Here is a 17,823-nt window from a genome sequence, read left to right on the forward strand (position 1 = left end):
AAACGGGAAAATAGGTTAGAATACAAAGTTGTTGATGCGTTTACGCCATACTTCCAATATAGTCATGGTTTCCGTGCGCCATCAGTACAACAACTATACGGTTACTTCCAACGTGGTAACCAACAGTACATCATTGGTAACCCAAGCTTAAAACCAGAAACTTCTCGTAACTTCGAGTTAGGTTTCAAAGGACAAACTGCTGACTTTAACTACCAAGTTACAGGTTTTGTTAATAAGTACAAAAACTTTATTAGTCGTCGTATAGACCGTACTACAGATTCTGGTTATGCTTACTTCTCTTACGCTAACCAAAAAGATGCAAAAATCTACGGTTTTGCTGCTAATGGTAAGGTAAAATTCTACAACAACTACCATGTATTTGCGTCAATTGCTTATGCTAAAGGAAGTCAAACTGATGATCTAGGTGTTTATTCATCAATGAACTCAACAGATCCGTTAAAAACTTCTCTAGGTTTTAGCTACGAAACTCAAGTATGGGGTGGTAAAGTTACTTGGAACTGGACTGATAAACGTGATACTAAAGATCTAAACGTTGGGGCAAATATGTACAACCCAACCAAAGCTTACTCAACAGTTGATTTAGATTTTTACTGGAAACCACTTAAGTCTCTAACTCTAGGTGCGGGAATTTCGAACCTATTTGATACTAAATATGTAGATTGGTCTAATATCTCTTACTACTACACTAACTTCTTTGAAGCAAATGGTGGAGTATCTGGAGTTACAGAAGCTAACGCGGATTCATTTACAGAACCAGGTCGTACTTTCTACGTAACTTTACGTTATGACTTCTAATCTAATTACGTTATGACTTCTAATCTAAATTTGTAGAAGTTACCTTAGCGCTAAGGAAGTTTTGCTTTTACTTAGCGCAAACCTCTAATTCTCATATCTTGGAAAGGTTGCAACTTTTGTTGCAACCTTTCTTTGGTTTTGTGATTTTGTCGCTTGGGATTTTAGGATTTTACGATGATAGCTAATGTAGCTATTCATTGGTTGGTTTTGTAGTTTTGTGATTATAGCTAAGGTAGCTACTGCTTGTCTTTTTTCTTAACAAACTGGAAGCAAGCAACGCCAACTATTTGTATGGTTTCTAGGAAATCCTTGAAATGGTATACATTAGGTTCAAATGGTTGGGTAATAGTAATGGCAAACTTTACCATTTCGTTGTCTATTTTATGTTCTTGGGTTTGGATATATGAAAGAGTTTCTATTGAGTGGTCAGGGTCAATAATAAGGTACAAACCATCACCAATAAATTTGTCTATTTTAGTAAACCTTATAATATCTCCAGGAGTAGTTTGGTTAAATAGACTGTCATTATTTATCTCTACATCAATGAGTTCTCCACAATAAATTTCTCCCATGGAGGTCACTTGAGGAGGAAGTCTATTGTTATAAAGTTTTGCATTATATTCTTCTATTGGGAAAGATGTGATGATCTTTAACGGTCTTTTTCTATTTATGCTTGGAGTATTTTTCTTATTGTGAATATCTCTGTTAAAACCTTTAGTAAACTTTTTAACCTCTTCTGGGGGACAAACTTTGTCAAGAAAATTTAAAAAGTTTTCATCTCTTAGTAAAGATCTTTTCTCTAGCAGTTTTTTCTCAAGACAATACTCAATAAAAGGAAGATAATTAGCGCCTCGCAAGTCAAAGCGTAAACTAAGAGCATCTAGAACATTTTGAGCAATAGTTGAGTTAGTGCGTACGTTATCGGTATAGGAGGGAACAAAACCTAATTCAACAGAGAACTTACTGCCCATGACATTAAAGTATCGGTAGGCTTCAAGGACAAACTGATGAATCGCAGATCTATCTAAGCAGATAAACTTAGTGAGGTATGACTGTTTTGTTCTCAAGTCTTGAGATTGCACCATTTTGATACTAGCGAAATCAAGTTTGGGTGAGAGGAGCTGATTAAAGTCTATGGCATAGATGTCACAAAACATCATGAGTTGGCTACTTGTAACGGTTCGTTTAAATTTGGCAGATAAGCAGGAGTTAGCTGCAACTATATCTTGCATAGTTGTCTTGTTACTCTTAGCGATATTTTTTACAATATCGACATTACTAAGTCCCTCGATAAGCTCACCTGTACCATGGTACCAAGCTAAAATTCGTTTAGTCTGTTCTTTGTCTACTTGAGACATCTTTTGAAATAAATTTTCAGTTGCTTTGCGCATGCTGTTAGTCCTGATTTATTGGTCTTTACTTATCTTATTATATAAAGAATTGTTAGCAACTGTATAAATGATATTTTCTCTTTAGTGAAGATAAGTGGGAATAAGCGAGGATAAGCCAAGATAGTCGAAGATAAGCGAAGATTAGCGATGATTAACTAATAAAAAATTGCTCAAAATTCTCTAAATTGTCCTATAATATAATTACCCCACTGGGGTTTTAACTAAAAGAAGAATAATCAAAAGTTAGCTCTTTTGCTTTAGAGATCTTGGAATTTTTGTAAAGCTAAAACTTAGAGCTTTGGTCTTCTTTGAGGTCACAGGTAATTTACTTGCATACCCAAAATTTTTTTTACTAGGTTTTAGTGATCCCATTAAGGTTTAGAAGGTTAATCTTCTAAAACAATAGGCTTTGTTATTGGCTTTTTTGGGTTCCTAAAAGGAAGAGGGAAATGAAGGTAATGGTTTTAGGGAAAAACATACAGCTACGGATCGATGTATGCCTAAATACTGTTACATATTAGCAGTATACTTTTAGTATCCTTCAATTAGTTAGATAAAAGTAGTTAGTTTCCCGTGACTACTTTTGATAAAGAACTCAGAAACTTCGGTTTCTGAGTTTTTCTTTTGTTCAAAATTTGGGAGGTTCAGGCTGGATCAGATTGGTAGGCAGGAACAGCGTTGGAAATTTGTAATAGTAATAGGGGGTGCGTTTAGTTAATTTTGTTTAAGTGTTTCTTAGGTTCTTCTGTATATCCCCGTATATCCCCTTTAAGATACTTTTTTATAGGAGTTAAACGAGGGTAAAACTGACTGTTTTATTAATAACAGGGGAGGATACTCAAGTTTATTTTTACATAATTCATAAGTTTTTTACTAATATATTTGTCGAGATTTAGACGTAAATACTGATAAAAATAATAAAATTATGCAATTTTTTAAAATTTTTACTTTAAAAAATAAAAATCGAGCGGTATAATATACGTGTAAAAAAATAGAAACAAAAAATAAACAAAAGGAAACTAAATATTTATGTCTGAACAAAGATTTACAAATAGTTTAATCAATACTTTTACTAGAGCGCAACAAATTGCTGACCAAGCACAGCATGCGCAAGTAACAGACTTACACTTAATGAAAGCGGCTTTAGAAAGCCAAGCAAATCCTCTATCTAGCTTACTAAGCACTATGGGGGTTAACCTTGCAACTGTAAGCCAAGCTGTAGAACAACGTTTAGGATCTCTACCAACAGTAAGTGACAACTCAATGCAAAAAGATGCGGACTCGATTTTAAGTGCGCACTTTAATCGTGCATTAGTTTTAACTTCACGTTTTGGGGATAAATATGCTTCGCTAGAGTTATATTTATTAGCAGTGGTTGAAGATACAAATCACAATAATGTGTTACGTAATATTTTCTTATCTTTACCACAAAAAGATGATTTCACTGCAAAAAATATTGAAGCAACAATTAAATTCTTACGTCAAGGTCGTACAGTAGATTCTTCAGACGACAATGCTTTAACTGATGAAGTAAAAGCTTTCTTAACTGACTTAACAGAATTAGCGGAACAAGGTAAACTTGATCCTGTAATTGGTCGTCACGAAGAGATCAACCGTTCTTTACAAATTCTTCAAAGAAGAAGTAAAAACAACCCAGTACTAATTGGTAAACCTGGGGTTGGTAAAACTGCAGTAGTTGAAGGTATTGCTCAATTAATTGTTAAAGGTGATGTACCTGAAAGCTTAAAAAATGCTCGTATTCTTAGCCTTGACTTAGGTGCATTAATGTCTGGTACCCAATACCGTGGTCAATTTGAAGAGAAAATCAAAAAAATGTTAGATGCTTTAAAAAGCTCTTCAACTAACGTTATTCTTTTCATTGACGAGTTACACCAAATTGTAGGTTCAGGTAAAACTGGTGATAGTGCGATGGATTTAGGTAACTTATTAAAACCAGCACTTTCACGTGGTGAAATTCACTGTATTGGTGCAACTACTTTAAATGAGTACCGTCAATACATTGAAAAAGATTCTGCACTTGAACGTCGTTTCCAAAAAGTAATGGTGGAAGAACCAAGTGTTGAAGATACTGTGAATATTCTTCGTGGTTTAAAAGAAAGATATTCTTTACACCACAAAGTGCAAATTACAGACTCTGCAATTGTTGCTGCTGCAGTATTATCTAACCGTTACATTACAGACCGTACTTTACCAGATAAGGCAATCGACTTAATCGATGAAGCTGCGTCAAAAATCAGTATGGAAATTTCTTCTGAACCAACGCAAATGATTCGTTTACGTAATGCGATTGATGAGTTAAAAATCTCTCAATTTGCTTTAAGTAAAGAAGAAGATGAAGAAAGTAAAAAACGTTTAGCAAAAATTGAAGTTGAGATCCAAACTAAAGAACAAGAATATGATTCTTTAAAAGAAGTTCTTAACTCAGAAAAATCTCGTTTAAATGCAGATCAAGATCTCAAAATCAAATTAGAGAAATTAAAATTAGAAGCTGAGCGTGCACAACAAGCTGGTGAATATGAAGTTGCTTCACGTTTACGTTACCAAGATATTCCTGCTTTAGAAAAACAACTAGAGCAATTAGGTAATGAAGACTTTGATTACCAACTAATTCGTACGCGTGTAACTGAAAAAGAAGTTGCGGAAATAATTAGCCAACAAACTGGTATTCCTTTAAGTAAGTTACAACAATCTGAAAAAGAAAAATTATTAAATCTTGAAAATGTACTTGGTGAGTATGTAATTGGTCAACCAGAAGCTATTCAGGTAGTATCAAATGCGGTACGTCGTTCACGTGCACATATCCAAGATGATAAAAAACCATTAGGTAGTTTCTTATTCTTAGGTACTACAGGGGTTGGTAAAACTGAGTTAGCTAAAGCACTTGCATATCAATTATTCGATAATGATGAAAATATCGTACGTATTGATATGTCAGAGTACATGGAAAAACACACAGTTTCTCGTTTAATCGGGGCTGCACCTGGTTACGTAGGTTACGAAGAAGGTGGTCAATTAACTGAAGCTGTACGTCGTAATCCTTATTCAATTGTGCTCTTTGACGAAGTGGAAAAAGCACACCCTGATGTGTTTAACGTATTCTTACAAATCCTTGATAATGGTCAATTAACAGATGGTCAAGGTCGTGTAGTTAACTTCCGTAATACAGTTATTATCATGACTTCGAATATTGGTTCTCGTGAGATTATGGAGAACTCTGATTTACCATATGAAAAATTACGTGATATGGAATTAGAGATCTTAAAACAATATCTCAAACCAGAGATCTTAAACCGTATCGATGATATTGTTGTCTTCCACCCATTAGCAAAAGAAGACATGAAACGCATTGCGCAAATTCAAATCAATCGTTTAAATTCGCGTTTACGTTATCAAGAACTTTTATTAAAAGTGGAAGATGGTGCGTTAGACTTCTTATGTGATGTAGGTTATGATCGTGAGTTTGGTGCACGTCCATTAAAACGTGTAATTACTAACTACATTGAGAACCCATTATCTCGTCTAATTATTAGCGGTCAAGCTCCTGAACATTCTTATGTGATTGTTGAGCGTAACTCAAGCTATGTAGATGAAGATACAACTCCTGATGTTGAACCATTAGTATTCAAAGTTGAACCAGCTTCTCCACATGAAGTGTTCTTCTAAGAGAAGTCTTAGTTAAAGATCTTGGATTTTTCTAACCTACCAAGATTGGAAAAGTAAGATTGGCAACAGTCAAATAAGAAAGAGGCATGAACTAAATGTTCATGCCTCTTTTCTATGTGTAAAATTTGCTAATGGATTTTGTAGGACAAGAAACTTTGCAGGACAAGGAATTTTGCAAGGCAAGGAATTTTGCAGGGCAAGGAATTTTTTCTTGCCAGTTAAATGAGCAAAAAATATTAATCACTTTCATTCTGCCTTAAGGTAAGGAGGCTAATCTATATTGCTAAAGTCTGCACTTTATTGATTTTTTCACATATAAATATGTGATTGAAAGCCTATATTCGTATTTAAATAATGTATAATAAATAGGTATCTATATAATTATGCTCACTTTTTGAAAAGTCAAGTAAAACTAGCCAATATATACTAGGGTTCTATATATTGGTATTGATAAAAACTCCGTGGTAACGGATCATCATTATAAGTTTACCTTTGTAGATGTTGAGAGATTTATATCATCAACTCCTTAAGAAATTACAATATACATTCTCAATTTACACATATGTGTATAATTTTTTGTAGTCATAATTAATAGAAAGTTGTAACAATATCTTTTTCAAGAAAATTTATTTTAACTGTACTCGTTAATATTTATATCAATGAATGTAATTTGTAAATTTAATTTTAGTATTGAGTCTTGGAATTTTGCCTTAAATCGTGAAGTGGCAGAGCACGAATGGAAAGAAGAGGCTTCTTATTGGTACGAACAAATTCAAACGCGTGAATCGATAAAACCGAAATTAGATTTTCTTCCATTAGCACAGAGACGCAGATTAAATAATGAAGCTCGTTTAATGTTTGAAGCAGCTTGGGATTTGACCAATCAAGAGGATAATTATCCTGTCATATATGCTTCTCTTAGAAGTGAAATCAATCGCTCTCTAGAACTAATTCAAAGTTTAGTTACAGAGGGATCAATTTCACCTACTTCTTTTGGTCTTTCAGTGCATAATGCTCTAATTGGTCAATGGTCTATCTTAAAGAAAGTAACACAAGAATCAACAGCCATTAGTAGTCTTTACGAAAATCTTGAAGTTAGCTTATTAAAAGCTTACACTCTTTTGCAAGAGGGACACAAAAAAGTAGTAATCCTCTTAGTTGAGGGAGAGCTTTCTTCGAAGTTTGATTATCGTGAGCAAGACTTACAGTTACCTTTAAGCTATGCCCTTGCGTTGGTTGTTGTTCCTGGTAATGACTATACTTTAACCATGGTTGAAGAAGCTACTTTGCCTCAACCTCCTTTTATCGACAGCAATTTGCTGTTTATTAAATCCCAGAAGTTAGGCTTACAAAGTTGGGATTCTTATGCCCAAGAAAGGAGTTGGAAATGGTGCAAAAATTAGCTTATGGTATAAGACTCATTGGAACTCTTTTTGGTTTTGTTTTCTTTGGGGTAGTTGGCTTTTTGCTAAATATTTATCTGCATTTTCGTTATGCACGTAAATATCCTCATGCTGATTTAAAAACTCAACTAGAAGCGAGAAAATTTGTTAGCAAGATCTGGGGTTTACTAGTTAAGTTTTTAACCTGGAATCGCGTCATAGAATGTCATTTTCATGGAATTGAAAAGCTCGGACGCCCTGGGCAATTAATCTTAGCTAACCATCCAACTTTATTAGATATAGTTATAGTATTTAGTAAGGCTAACACAATTAACTGTATAGTTAAAAAAAGCTTATTAAATAACTACAGCATGCGTGGAGCGATAAAAGCTTGTGGATTTATACCTAATACCGAATCGGAAGATTTGTTAGATACATGTCACCAAGTATTAACCGAGCAAGCTTTACTGATTTTCCCAGAGGGAACTCGTACAGGGGAAGATAACCTTGTTAAGCTTCACCGTGGAGCTGTATCTATAGGTTTAAGAAGTGCCAAAGTTATTACTCCAGTAATTATCAAAGCTAGCCCTCCAAGTTTGAAAAAGAATCAACCTTGGTATCACATTGCCAGAAAAACTGTACGCTACGATATTATTGTCGCTGATGATATTGACCCACAAGAGCGTTTAAAGGAAAAACCTTTACCTTTAGCAGCTCGTAAACTTAACAAAGAACTTGAAGAATTATTTAATCGAGAAACGCAGGAGATTTAATGAGCGATTTAACAACTCAAATTAAACAATTAATTATTGATAGCTTAGCTTTAGAAGACTTAACCGTTGAAGATATCGATGATACCGCTCCATTATTTAGTGAAGAGGGGTTAGGTTTAGATTCGGTTGATGCACTTGAGTTAGGTATTGAGTTACAGAAAAAGTTCGGTGTAACTTTTGATGTAGAAAAGTACAACTTAAATGAACAATTTGCAAATGTGCAAACATTAACTGCGTTTATTCAAAAGTTACAAGCTGAAAAAGCATAGTAGTGATCAAAGTAGATCAAAACAGACAAAAGCAGATTAAAACAGACAAAAAACAGATAAAAACTCAATAGTTTTACATTTAGCTTTATTATTTTCTAACCAAATATTGATTATTTTATGACAGAGATTGAAATTCAAAATATTTTAACAGACGCTCTTGTTGAGTTATTCGAAGTAAATCGCGATGAAATTAATCTAGATACTAATCTTTATGAAGATTTAGATATTGATAGTATTGATGCGATAGATTTAATTGATTACATCAAACGTAAAACTGGTTACAAATTAAACGCTGAAGATTTCCGTACAGTACGTACAGTTAGAGATGTGATTCAAGCTGTAGAAAAAGTACAAAGCCAAGCTACTGCGGATCAAAAATAAATCATTATGCAACCTACCTTTACAGTAATAGAAGAATTAGCGAGTAAATTAAAAACTTTACCGTGGGTAGAACAAGCTGTAGTCTTGCGTCAGCAAGACCAACAGCTTGTTGCTTGGTTAGGTTTAAATGAGGCAGGGATTGAAATTTATAAATCTCAAGGTAGACAAGCTTTAATTGCAGAAGTTGTTTCGAGTTCTCAAGTTGAAATTGACCTATATTACTTAACCCAAGCACAAGCAAATGATTTAACTCCAGCTCAAGTCTTGGAATTTAGTACGCAAAAGCAAACGGAAGTTATTTGGCTGAGCCATACTCAAGAAAATGACTCGTTTACTTTTACTGGACAAGTGCCTTTAGATCTGATTTATTTTCGTGATCATTTTGCGAGTTTTCCTTTGGTACCTGGGGTAGTTTTACTAGGGTGGATAGAAAAGCTAGTACAACAACTTTACCCAGAGATCCCATCTTCACGCAATATAACTAATTTAAAATTCCAAAAGTTCACGAGACCACTTGATCAAGTGACTTTGACAATTAAGCACGAAAGTAATAGAGGCAGAGTGGCTTTTAAAATGACTTCAGCTAGTGAACCAAGTGTTAAAGGTTTTTTAGTTTATGTGGATCCAAATAGTTAATCTAGCATTAACTCTTACCTCGATTTTATATCCAGTTCTTTGGTTATCTTTTGCTGATAGACAAGCAACAATTTTAACAATAGTATTGTTGCTTTTAGCAACCCTTTGGTTGTTAAAAGCTATCCTTGTTAAACAAAAGCAACGCTTTTTCTATTTTGCAGTTGCTTTTGTTCTCATCCTAATTACTTGCTCAAAAAACTTATATTTGATGCATTGGTATCCTGCGCTTATGAGTGGCATGATGCTAGTTATTTTTGGAGCAAGTTTATTTAGTAAGCAAAGTTTGGTTGAGCGTTTAGCGCGTATTAAGCAACCAGATTTACCACCTCAAGCAGTAGAGTACACCCGTAAGGTCACCATTCTCTGGTGTTTTTTCTTTATTTTTAATATAGCAATTATAGCTTTAGCTATTTTTAACTCTTGGTGGTACTTTTGGGGTATTTACTCAAGTTTTATTTCTTATATTTTAATGGGAATACTTTTTCTTGGGGAATATCTGTATCGTATCTTTGTCATTAAGGTGTCATAACATTTCATGAATCAGTTTTTGCAACCTTTACCTATAGCTTTTGCGCCAGAAGTATCAAGAGATGAGTTTTGTCAGCGCGTCCAGCAAATTGTGCTAGAACTGCAAGAGCAACAGATCAAAACCGTTTCTCTCTATCTCACTGATACTTGTGAATTTGCTTGCTTATTATTAGCTTGTTTACAAACGCATACCCATATATTACTACCTCCAGATTTACTTCCCGAAAACCAACAATGGGCTAGAGATAATAGTGATCTCTTTATTGATGACCAATTGTTTTCAACTTTTGCTAAAGAGCAAATTGTAAAATCATATTCTAATCTCGAGCAACTTATAAACTTTCCTTCTCAAAGTGAAATCTTTTTAAAAACTTCTGGCAGTAGTGGACAAGCCAAAATCATTAAGCGTAAAGCTCAACAGCTGTGGGAAGAAGTTGCAAGACTCGGTAAAGAGTTACAATTTGAGCAGCCTGTGCAAGCTCTGCGTAGTGTAAGTTTGCAACATATGTATGGCTTAACCTTTGCGGTGTTTTTAGCACTTGCTCAAGGTTGGGTACTAGGGAGAAAGCAATTAGTTTATAGCGAAGATTTGATTTTGCAAAGTCAGAAATCACCTTTAGCTTGTGTCTGGATTAATAGTCCGACTTTACTAAATAATATTCTTATCCCTAATCCCCAGTTAGAAATGGCAAAGCCAATTTGTATTATTTCTTCTGGCGGTGAGCTTCCGGAAGCAACAGGGAATAATCTACGTCAGACTCTAGGAATTAAACTGTTGGAAATCTACGGTAGTACCGAAACAGGTGCGATTGCAGGGCGTTGGCATCATCGCGATTGGCAAGCTTTAGCTCCAATTGGGGTAGATGAGCGTGGAGCGCTGTGGACGCAAGCTCCTTGGTTAGAGGCGAGAGAGCAAACTAATGACGCAATTGAATTTACAGCTCAAGGTTTTAAACTTTTAGGACGATTAGATCGTATAGTAAAGCTAAACGATAAGCGCGTATCCCTTGTGAAGATGGAACGCGACCTATTAAAAAGTGATTTGGTAAAAGATTGCTATATTTGTTTGCATCCTAGTCAACCACGTCTGGTGGTCTTAGCTGAGCTTAGTGTTTTAGGTAAGCAAGTTTTTGCAGAGCAAGATAAGCGAGCAGTGGTTAAATTACTGCGTCAACATCTGCAATTAAGTCAAGAAACTAGTGTATTACCAAGATATTGGCGCTTTATTCCGAAATTGCCTCGCAATAGCCAAGCTAAAATTATCAAAGATGAGATTATTGAGCTCATCAAGGAGTAGGATTGGATGACTGAAAATAGTACGATTATCATAATTCCACATTACAACCACTTTAAGACTATTTCTTCAGTTGTTGAACAATTGTCAGCGTATAGTTTACCAATTTTAATTGTTGATGATGGCTCTGATACAAGTAAGCATGACTTATTACGTAGCTTAGAAAGTGAAAAAGTGCAAGTGCACTTTTGTTCAGCAAATAAAGGTAAAGGAGCTGCGGTGAAAGTAGGCTTTACCTTAGCTCATGCTCAAGGATATTCGCATGCAATACAAGTAGATGCCGACGGTCAACATCGTCTTGACGATATTCCAAAGTTTCTCGAAGCAAGCGCCAATACACCTCAAGCTCTGATTTGTGGGCAACCGGTGTACTCAGATGACGCTCCAAAAGCTCGTCTCTATGGGCGTAAGATCACAAACTTCTGGAATATGGTTAACACTTGGTCGCTTGATTTACGCGATGGGATGTGTGGCTTTAGACTATATCCTTTACAACCTATGGTTGAGTTGATTAATAACCAATCTATCGGTGATCGTATGGATTTTGATACCGAGATTTTAGTTAGAAGTCATTGGCAACAAATTCCTTTAGTTTGGCTTCCTACTCCGGTAACTTATCAGTCTAATGAAGTATCTCATTTTCGTGGTTTTAAAGATAACTGGTTAATTAGTAAAATGCACGCTCGTCTGTTTTTTGGTATGTTACAAAGAGTAATAACAGGAAAAAAACTATGAGTACAGCAAAACAAGAAAATCAGGTAAATCTGGAAAATCAGACAAAGCAAGTTGATCAAGCTGATCAAGCCGATCAAGCCGATCAAGCTGATCAAGTAAATCAAGCCGATCAGCAAAGGCAAGCCGATCAGCTAAAGCAAGAAAAGAAAAATTGGTATAACCAAAAAGAAAAAGGCAATAATTTCTTTCTAACTCTCACCGGACTTATTGTTAAGTACACGCCTTTATGGTTTATAACTTTAACTACCTATGTAGTTGCTAGTTTTTACTACTTCACTAATAAAACTCTTAGAGGGGATATAAAAAAGTATCAGGATAATTTAACAAGTTACTTTCCTGATTTAAAATTAGGTTTTTTAGCGCCTCTTAAGCAAGTAGTAAACTTTGCTGATAGTGTGGTTAATCGTGTAGCTAGCGCACAAGGTCGTAAGGTCTATCGTGAGTTGTTAGTAGAGGATCCTGATAACTTATTGGCAGAAGTTAGTCAAGATCCTGCAGGTAAACGTGGGCAAGTATTCTTCTTTTCTCATATAGGTAGTATCCAAATTTGTCAAACCTTTTTACACTACAAAGCTCATAAAGACTTTAAGTTAAATATCTTACTCGATAAAAAGAATTCCCAAAAACTACATAAAGTTTTAAGTAAAAGTGGGGATAAGCAGATGGGGCAAAACTTTAACATTATTACTGTTGATAGTTTAGATTCACAGCAAATGCTTAATCTTGCTAATCGTGTAGAGCGAGGCGAATGGTTTGCGATTTCAGCTGATCGCTTAAGTGAGAATGGCGATAAATATGTAACCGAGGACTTTTTAGGTCATCAAGCTAAGTTTCCTCTTGGTGCGTGGATTTTAGCGAGTTTATTGCAGACTCCAATTAACTTTATCTATTGTATTAAACAAAAACAACAGATAATTATTAGTTTGGAAAAGTTTGCTCCAGTAATTACAGAAAAAGGAGCAAAACGTACGCAGAAGATTAAACAGCTAATATCGACCTATGCTCAACATTTAGAAGCTAAATGCAGAAAGTATCCTTTATATTGGTTTAACTTTTTTGACTTTTGGCAAAAATAAAACATCGACTTTTGGCAAAAAAATTATTAGACTTCTGGCTAATGTTTATATGGAGAATTTAATATGAAACTCTTAAGCAAAATTTTATTAGCTTCTGGCGTTATCTTACTGGCTTCATGTGCACGTAATGATACTTCATATCGTAGTATTCAAGACGCACTTAATACGCAAGTAGCAAAAGAAAAAGTTGATCCAAATATCAAACTGTACTTTGCTAAAAGTGTGCCAGGAAAAGTTGTTGCTTCTAATATAAAAACTAGTCGCTCAACTAACAACTTTAATAAAGCAGACCTAAATGGTTGTCAAATTGCCTTTGTAAGTGCAGTTCTTGCTCTGCAAGACTATGCACGTAAAAATGGCGCAACTATTGTAAGTAATATCGTAAGTTATTACAACAAAGTACCTTATGCAAGTCCGACGCAGTATGAATGTCACTCTGGTACTTTTGTTGGTAATGTAGTTTTACGAGCAGATATTTTAAAATAATTAATCGGTGAGACAATTAAGGAATAAATTAATCAATGAGCTAGCCTTGTTGATTAATTTATTTATTAAATTTATGCGTAAAAGTAGACATGTGTACGCTAGTCATAGTTCTGAATATGAGATTCAGTTTTTTGATGTAGACTCCATGAATATTATGTGGCATGGGAATTATGTCAAATATTTAGAGATGGCTCGCTGTGCATTTTTAGATCAAATTTCCTACAATTATGACGTTATGAAAGAGCAGGGTTATGCGTGGCCAATTGTTCAACTTAATGTCAAATATATAAAACCTTGTGTTTTTCATCAAAAGATCCGAGTGATTGTAAATCTAGTTGAGTATGAAACTTCATTACGTTTTGAGTATTTAATTGTTGATGCTAAAACTAATGATAAGTTAACTAAGGCTTCAACTATGCAAGTTGCTGTGGATATGCAAACTTTAGAAACCCAGTTGCAAACTCCTAAATCTTTTTGTCAAGCGGTTGAGAGCTACCCTGAATTTAAGCAATTGTAAACTTTATGTGGAACAAATTTATACTTTTTATTACCCTTTTTATTTTCTCTCCTCTAACTTTGGCTTTTAGTCAAAGTGATTTGGTGCAACAGTTATCTAAGCCTAATAGCGTGCAAGGAGATTTTTTACAACAAAGATACCTTAGTGGTATGCCGGTTGCCATTAGTGCAACAGGAGAGTTTGCTTTACTCAAGAACACAGGCTTAGTTTGGCAGATGAAAACTCCATTTGCTTTAAGTTTACGTATCAATGAGAAAGGAATTGCGCAGTGGAATGGAGAAAGTTGGGTATCTTCACAACAATTAGGGCAAGAGACGCAAATTAAGATTTTCTTAGGTTTACTCTCTGGAGATTTAGAAAGTATTAGTCAGCTATTTACTCTAGATCTGACAGGTGAGGCAAGCGCTTGGACTTTAGTTCTCTCTCCAAAAGGTTTAGTAATGAAACAAATCTTTACTAATATTGAAATCAAAGGTGGGGATTTAGTTCAGGAGATTACTTTAAATGAAGTACAAGGTGATCGTACCTTAATTAAGTTTAGCAACTTAGAAGTTGACACTCCAATTAATAGTTTTGTGAGCCAAGCTTTATCTTAATTTTCCTCGAGAACTAATATGCGACTAGTTGGTAAATATACTTTTGGTTTGCTTTGTTTATTACTAGTAATTTTCTTAGGGAACCGTTTTTATGCTAACAATTGGTTAGATACAGACTTAACCTCTTTGTTGCCAAAAGAGCAATCTTGGAGCCAAGTACAAATTCTTGCTGATAATCAGCAAACTCAAGCTTTGAATAAGCAAGTAGTGGCTCTAATAGGAAAAAATGATCGTGAACAAGCTTTTGCTTTAGCTAAAGAAGTAGAAAGTCTTTGGCAACAGAGTAATCTCTTTGGTCAAAAAGAGCAGATTTCTTTAGATTTAGAAGCTCTCAAGCAAGAAATAAAATATCTAAGTTTTGCGACTTTGCCGAGTAGAGTAGTAGAGCAACTCTATAAGCAACCTACTGAATATTTTCAGCAGTATGCGCAAGAAATAGTTAATCCTTTTCTTAAATCGAGTATTATTCCGGCAAACCAAGATTGGTTAGGTTTTACACGTTTTACCTTAACCCAAGCGGTTAATAATCCTAAAGTACAATGGGATTACCAGCATAATATGGTATACGTGCAAGAGGGTGACATAACTTGGATACTTTTAACCGGTGAGTTAGCAGGGCATAGTTTTGCCGGAGATCAAACAAGTCTGTTAAACCTTGTTTCCCAAACTCAAGCTTTAGTCCAAGAAAACCAAGGGCAAATGCTGATCACAGGTGCGAGTCTGTTTTCAGCAACTACACAGCAACAGGCAGAAAAAGAAAGTACCTATATGTCAATTATAGGTATAAGCTTAACTTTAACTCTTTTGCTAGTAGTTTTTCGTAGCCTTAAAAGTTTATGGTTATTCTTACCAATTTTTATAGGTTTAGCTTGGGGTATAGCTTTAACTCTCGTTATATTTGGCAAAATCCATATTATGACTTTAGTTATAGGTACGAGTCTAATTGGGGTTTTAATTGATTTTCCGTTGCATTGGTTATCTTCAGCTCTCTTTAAGCAACAGTGGCAAGGAAGAGCTAGTATGCAACAGCTAGCTTTTACATTTTTTATTAGTCTTCTAATCACGGTACTAGGCTATATTTTATTAGCTTTTACAACTTTACCTATCTTAAAGCAGACAGCATTTTTCTCAGCTGGAGCTTTAATAGCTTCTGTACTAAGTACTTATATCTTCTTACCAAGTTTATTTAAGAACTATCACAATAAACCAATTAAAAAAGTTCCTAAGTTTTTAAATGCTAGCTTACAAATTAAGCTTCCAAGTTTAGCTAAAAAAGTATTTATCTTGCTTGGCGTGCTTGTTGTAGGCTTAGGGTTAATGCGCAGTCATTGGCAAGATAATATGCGTCAGTGGATTTCTATCCCAACAAGTATGCTAGAACAAGCGAAAAAGATTGCCCAATTAACAGGTGTTGATTTAAGTACCCAATACTTGCTAATTACCGCTAAAGACCCAGAGCAATTATTAGCCAAAAATGCGCAAATAAGTCAAGCGATAAAAAAATTAGAAGCTCAAGTAGAGTTTACCTCTCTAAGTCAATGGCTCTTGGATCAAGAGCAACAGCTAAGTTTGGCTAATTACTTAACTACTTCACTACCAGCTGAGTCATATCAAGCTTTAAACAACATAGGGATCTCTAGTGATACTATCACTCAAGCGCTAGAGGCTTATAAAAATTATCAGCCTGTAAGTCTTGAGCAAGCATTAGAGACTAATTTAGGTAAAGCTTGGAAGTTCCTTTATCTAGGTAAACTTGAAGCAGATACTTATGCCTCGGTAATTAAGTTTAATGGGTTAGATGCGCAAACTATCCAAGTTATTTCTTCTCTTGCCGATAATAAAGAAGTATTTTGGCAGGATAAAGCTGGACATCTAAATCAATCTTTCCAAGAAGTTAGAGATCAAGCTATGTGGTTAAAAGTAATCTCAATAGCTTTAGCTTTATTATTTTTATGGAAAGTCTTTGGTTTAGTCAATAGCTTAAAGATGTTACTTATCCCGTTAGTGTCGATTGTTATTATTACGGCAATTTTTGGTTGGTTAGGGATAACTATAGGCTTGTTTGTTATGTTCGGTTTTTTACTAATCTCAGCAATAGGGATAGATTACACTGCCTACATGCAAACCGTGAATGAACCTCTAGCGCATAAGAGAGTTTCAATTCTCTTAACTTCCATGACAACTATCCTTACCTTTATGATCTTAGGCTTTAGTTCTACTCCAGCAGTAGCAGCCTTTGGAATAACAGTAAGTTTAGGGGTGCTCTTTAATTTAATTCTTATCTTTACGATTTATCATAAAGCAAGAGGTTAAGTGTGAAAAAAATTCTCCTGTTACTCGCTGTTTTTTTAGCAGCTTGTAGCTCACAACCACAAATAAAGAACTTTCCAAACTCTACTAATTTAGCTTCGCAATATGTATTTAAATTAGTAGATACTTCTAATAATGATCAAGCTTCTCTGTTAGTTCTACTTGTGAGTCCAGAGCAATGGCGTTGGTTGCAAAGTGATCCGCTTGGTGTCCCAATTACTCGTTTAGTTATGAGTGCTAAGGGTTGGGAAAGAGATGGTTTTGTGCCACCTAGCAATGTCCAAACGCGATACCTATTTGCGGCTATAGCTATGTACTTAGTCCCAGACAACCAATTAGTGAACTATTCAGAGCGTAAAGACTTTGCTGATCACCAAGAGTACTATCTCAATGGCAAAAAACTTTGGAGTATTTATCCAACTAAAGATGGAATTAAAGTAGAGGTTGATAAGCGTAGCTGGCAAGTAACTTTAGTTTCTTCTTAATTGTGGTGAATTGTAAAAATTAGTGACAAAAATTAAAATTTAACAAATTTTGGGCATAAAAAAAGTGGTTTCTTGTTATTAACAGTTTGAAAAACTGTATAATAAATAATAAATTACACATTACGGAGAAACCACTAATGCCTATTATAAGCGATAACTACGACCAAGTCCACAAAAAGACTTCAACGAATAGCATCTTCAACATACAATTACCTTGGAAAGCTAGAATAATACCTATATGGGAGTATCTACTACCTAGCCTCTGTAGTATCTTTAGACCTGTTAATAAGTCACGCAAACAAAACAGAGGATACTCTAGAAAACCTAAGGTATTAAAGCCTAAATACCAAGAACCTAAAGCATTTAGTCACATAACGATCGCTCAATACTGGAAGATCATATCAATATGCTTTAGTGAAAAGAAGCCTATTTCCAAGAAGGTTTCAGAAATGTTTAGGCTATAC

General features: G+C 34.9%; 17 protein-coding genes. 16 read left to right on the forward strand and 1 reads right to left on the reverse strand.

Annotated elements, in window-relative coordinates:
* Positions 1-816, forward strand: an 816-nt coding sequence (locus CKF54_RS06265) for a TonB-dependent receptor domain-containing protein (protein WP_119525508.1), incomplete at its 5' end; no start/stop codon positions are given.
* A gap of 236 nt (positions 817-1,052) precedes the next feature.
* Here the strand turns inward: CKF54_RS06265 and CKF54_RS06270 are convergent.
* Positions 1,053-2,207 (reverse strand): hypothetical protein, encoded by a 1,155-nt coding sequence (locus CKF54_RS06270; protein ID WP_119525509.1) that lies wholly within the window; start codon positions 2,205-2,207, stop codon positions 1,053-1,055.
* A 1,029-nt stretch (positions 2,208-3,236) separates the two neighbouring features.
* Between CKF54_RS06270 and CKF54_RS06275 the strand changes: the two genes are divergently transcribed.
* The 15 genes from CKF54_RS06275 to CKF54_RS06345 all read left to right on the forward strand — a co-directional run bounded on the left by CKF54_RS06275 (position 3,237) and on the right by CKF54_RS06345 (position 17,359).
* Entirely contained in the window at positions 3,237-5,891 is a 2,655-nt protein-coding gene (locus CKF54_RS06275; protein ID WP_119525510.1) for an ATP-dependent Clp protease ATP-binding subunit, read from the forward strand.
* A gap of 659 nt (positions 5,892-6,550) precedes the next feature.
* Positions 6,551-7,294 (forward strand): beta-ketoacyl synthase chain length factor, encoded by a 744-nt coding sequence (locus tag CKF54_RS06280; protein ID WP_119525511.1) that lies wholly within the window; start codon positions 6,551-6,553, stop codon positions 7,292-7,294.
* Positions 7,279-8,046, forward strand: a complete 768-nt coding sequence (locus tag CKF54_RS06285) for a lysophospholipid acyltransferase family protein (protein ID WP_119525512.1) — start codon at positions 7,279-7,281, stop codon at positions 8,044-8,046. The genes CKF54_RS06280 and CKF54_RS06285 overlap by 16 nt, the downstream gene beginning before the upstream one ends.
* The gene (locus CKF54_RS06290) at positions 8,046-8,315 is read left to right on the forward strand and encodes a phosphopantetheine-binding protein (RefSeq protein WP_119525513.1); all 270 of its coding nucleotides are present in this window, start codon (positions 8,046-8,048) and stop codon (positions 8,313-8,315) included. Before CKF54_RS06285 ends, CKF54_RS06290 begins: the two co-directional genes overlap by 1 nt.
* A gap of 117 nt (positions 8,316-8,432) precedes the next feature.
* Positions 8,433-8,696, forward strand: coding sequence for an acyl carrier protein (locus CKF54_RS06295; RefSeq protein WP_119525514.1), 264 nt, complete (start codon positions 8,433-8,435; stop codon positions 8,694-8,696).
* A 6-nt stretch (positions 8,697-8,702) separates the two neighbouring features.
* Positions 8,703-9,332, forward strand: coding sequence for a hypothetical protein (locus CKF54_RS06300; protein WP_119525515.1), 630 nt, complete (start codon positions 8,703-8,705; stop codon positions 9,330-9,332).
* A 229-nt stretch (positions 9,333-9,561) separates the two neighbouring features.
* Entirely contained in the window at positions 9,562-9,861 is a 300-nt protein-coding gene (locus CKF54_RS08075; RefSeq protein WP_222987548.1) for a hypothetical protein, read from the forward strand.
* A 6-nt stretch (positions 9,862-9,867) separates the two neighbouring features.
* Positions 9,868-11,157: an AMP-binding protein gene (locus CKF54_RS06310; protein ID WP_119525517.1), complete on the forward strand. Its 1,290-nt coding sequence runs from the start codon at positions 9,868-9,870 to the stop codon at positions 11,155-11,157.
* 6 nt (positions 11,158-11,163) lie between these two features.
* Complete coding sequence (locus CKF54_RS06315; protein WP_119525518.1) at positions 11,164-11,889, forward strand: glycosyltransferase family 2 protein; 726 nt, start codon at positions 11,164-11,166, stop codon at positions 11,887-11,889.
* Positions 11,886-12,965 (forward strand): glycosyl transferase family 2, encoded by a 1,080-nt coding sequence (locus CKF54_RS06320; protein WP_119525519.1) that lies wholly within the window; start codon positions 11,886-11,888, stop codon positions 12,963-12,965. Before CKF54_RS06315 ends, CKF54_RS06320 begins: the two co-directional genes overlap by 4 nt.
* Before the next feature lie 63 nt (positions 12,966-13,028).
* A complete protein-coding gene (locus CKF54_RS06325; protein WP_119525520.1) occupies positions 13,029-13,451 on the forward strand; it encodes an excinuclease ABC subunit A in 423 nt (140 codons plus the stop codon).
* A gap of 73 nt (positions 13,452-13,524) precedes the next feature.
* Positions 13,525-13,968 carry an acyl-CoA thioesterase gene (locus tag CKF54_RS06330; RefSeq protein ID WP_119525524.1) on the forward strand — a complete coding sequence of 148 codons (444 nt, stop codon included), beginning with the start codon at positions 13,525-13,527 and terminating at the stop codon, positions 13,966-13,968.
* A gap of 5 nt (positions 13,969-13,973) precedes the next feature.
* Entirely contained in the window at positions 13,974-14,564 is a 591-nt protein-coding gene (locus CKF54_RS06335; RefSeq protein WP_119525521.1) for a LolA family protein, read from the forward strand.
* An 18-nt stretch (positions 14,565-14,582) separates the two neighbouring features.
* Complete coding sequence (locus tag CKF54_RS06340) at positions 14,583-16,877, forward strand: MMPL family transporter (protein ID WP_119525522.1); 2,295 nt, start codon at positions 14,583-14,585, stop codon at positions 16,875-16,877.
* Positions 16,878-16,879: 2 nt separating this feature from the next.
* The gene (locus tag CKF54_RS06345; RefSeq protein ID WP_119525523.1) at positions 16,880-17,359 is read left to right on the forward strand and encodes a hypothetical protein; all 480 of its coding nucleotides are present in this window, start codon (positions 16,880-16,882) and stop codon (positions 17,357-17,359) included.
* Positions 17,360-17,823: the final 464 nt, after the last annotated feature.

Source organism: Psittacicella hinzii, from assembly GCF_003585885.1.
GTDB lineage: Bacteria > Pseudomonadota > Gammaproteobacteria > Enterobacterales > Psittacicellaceae > Psittacicella.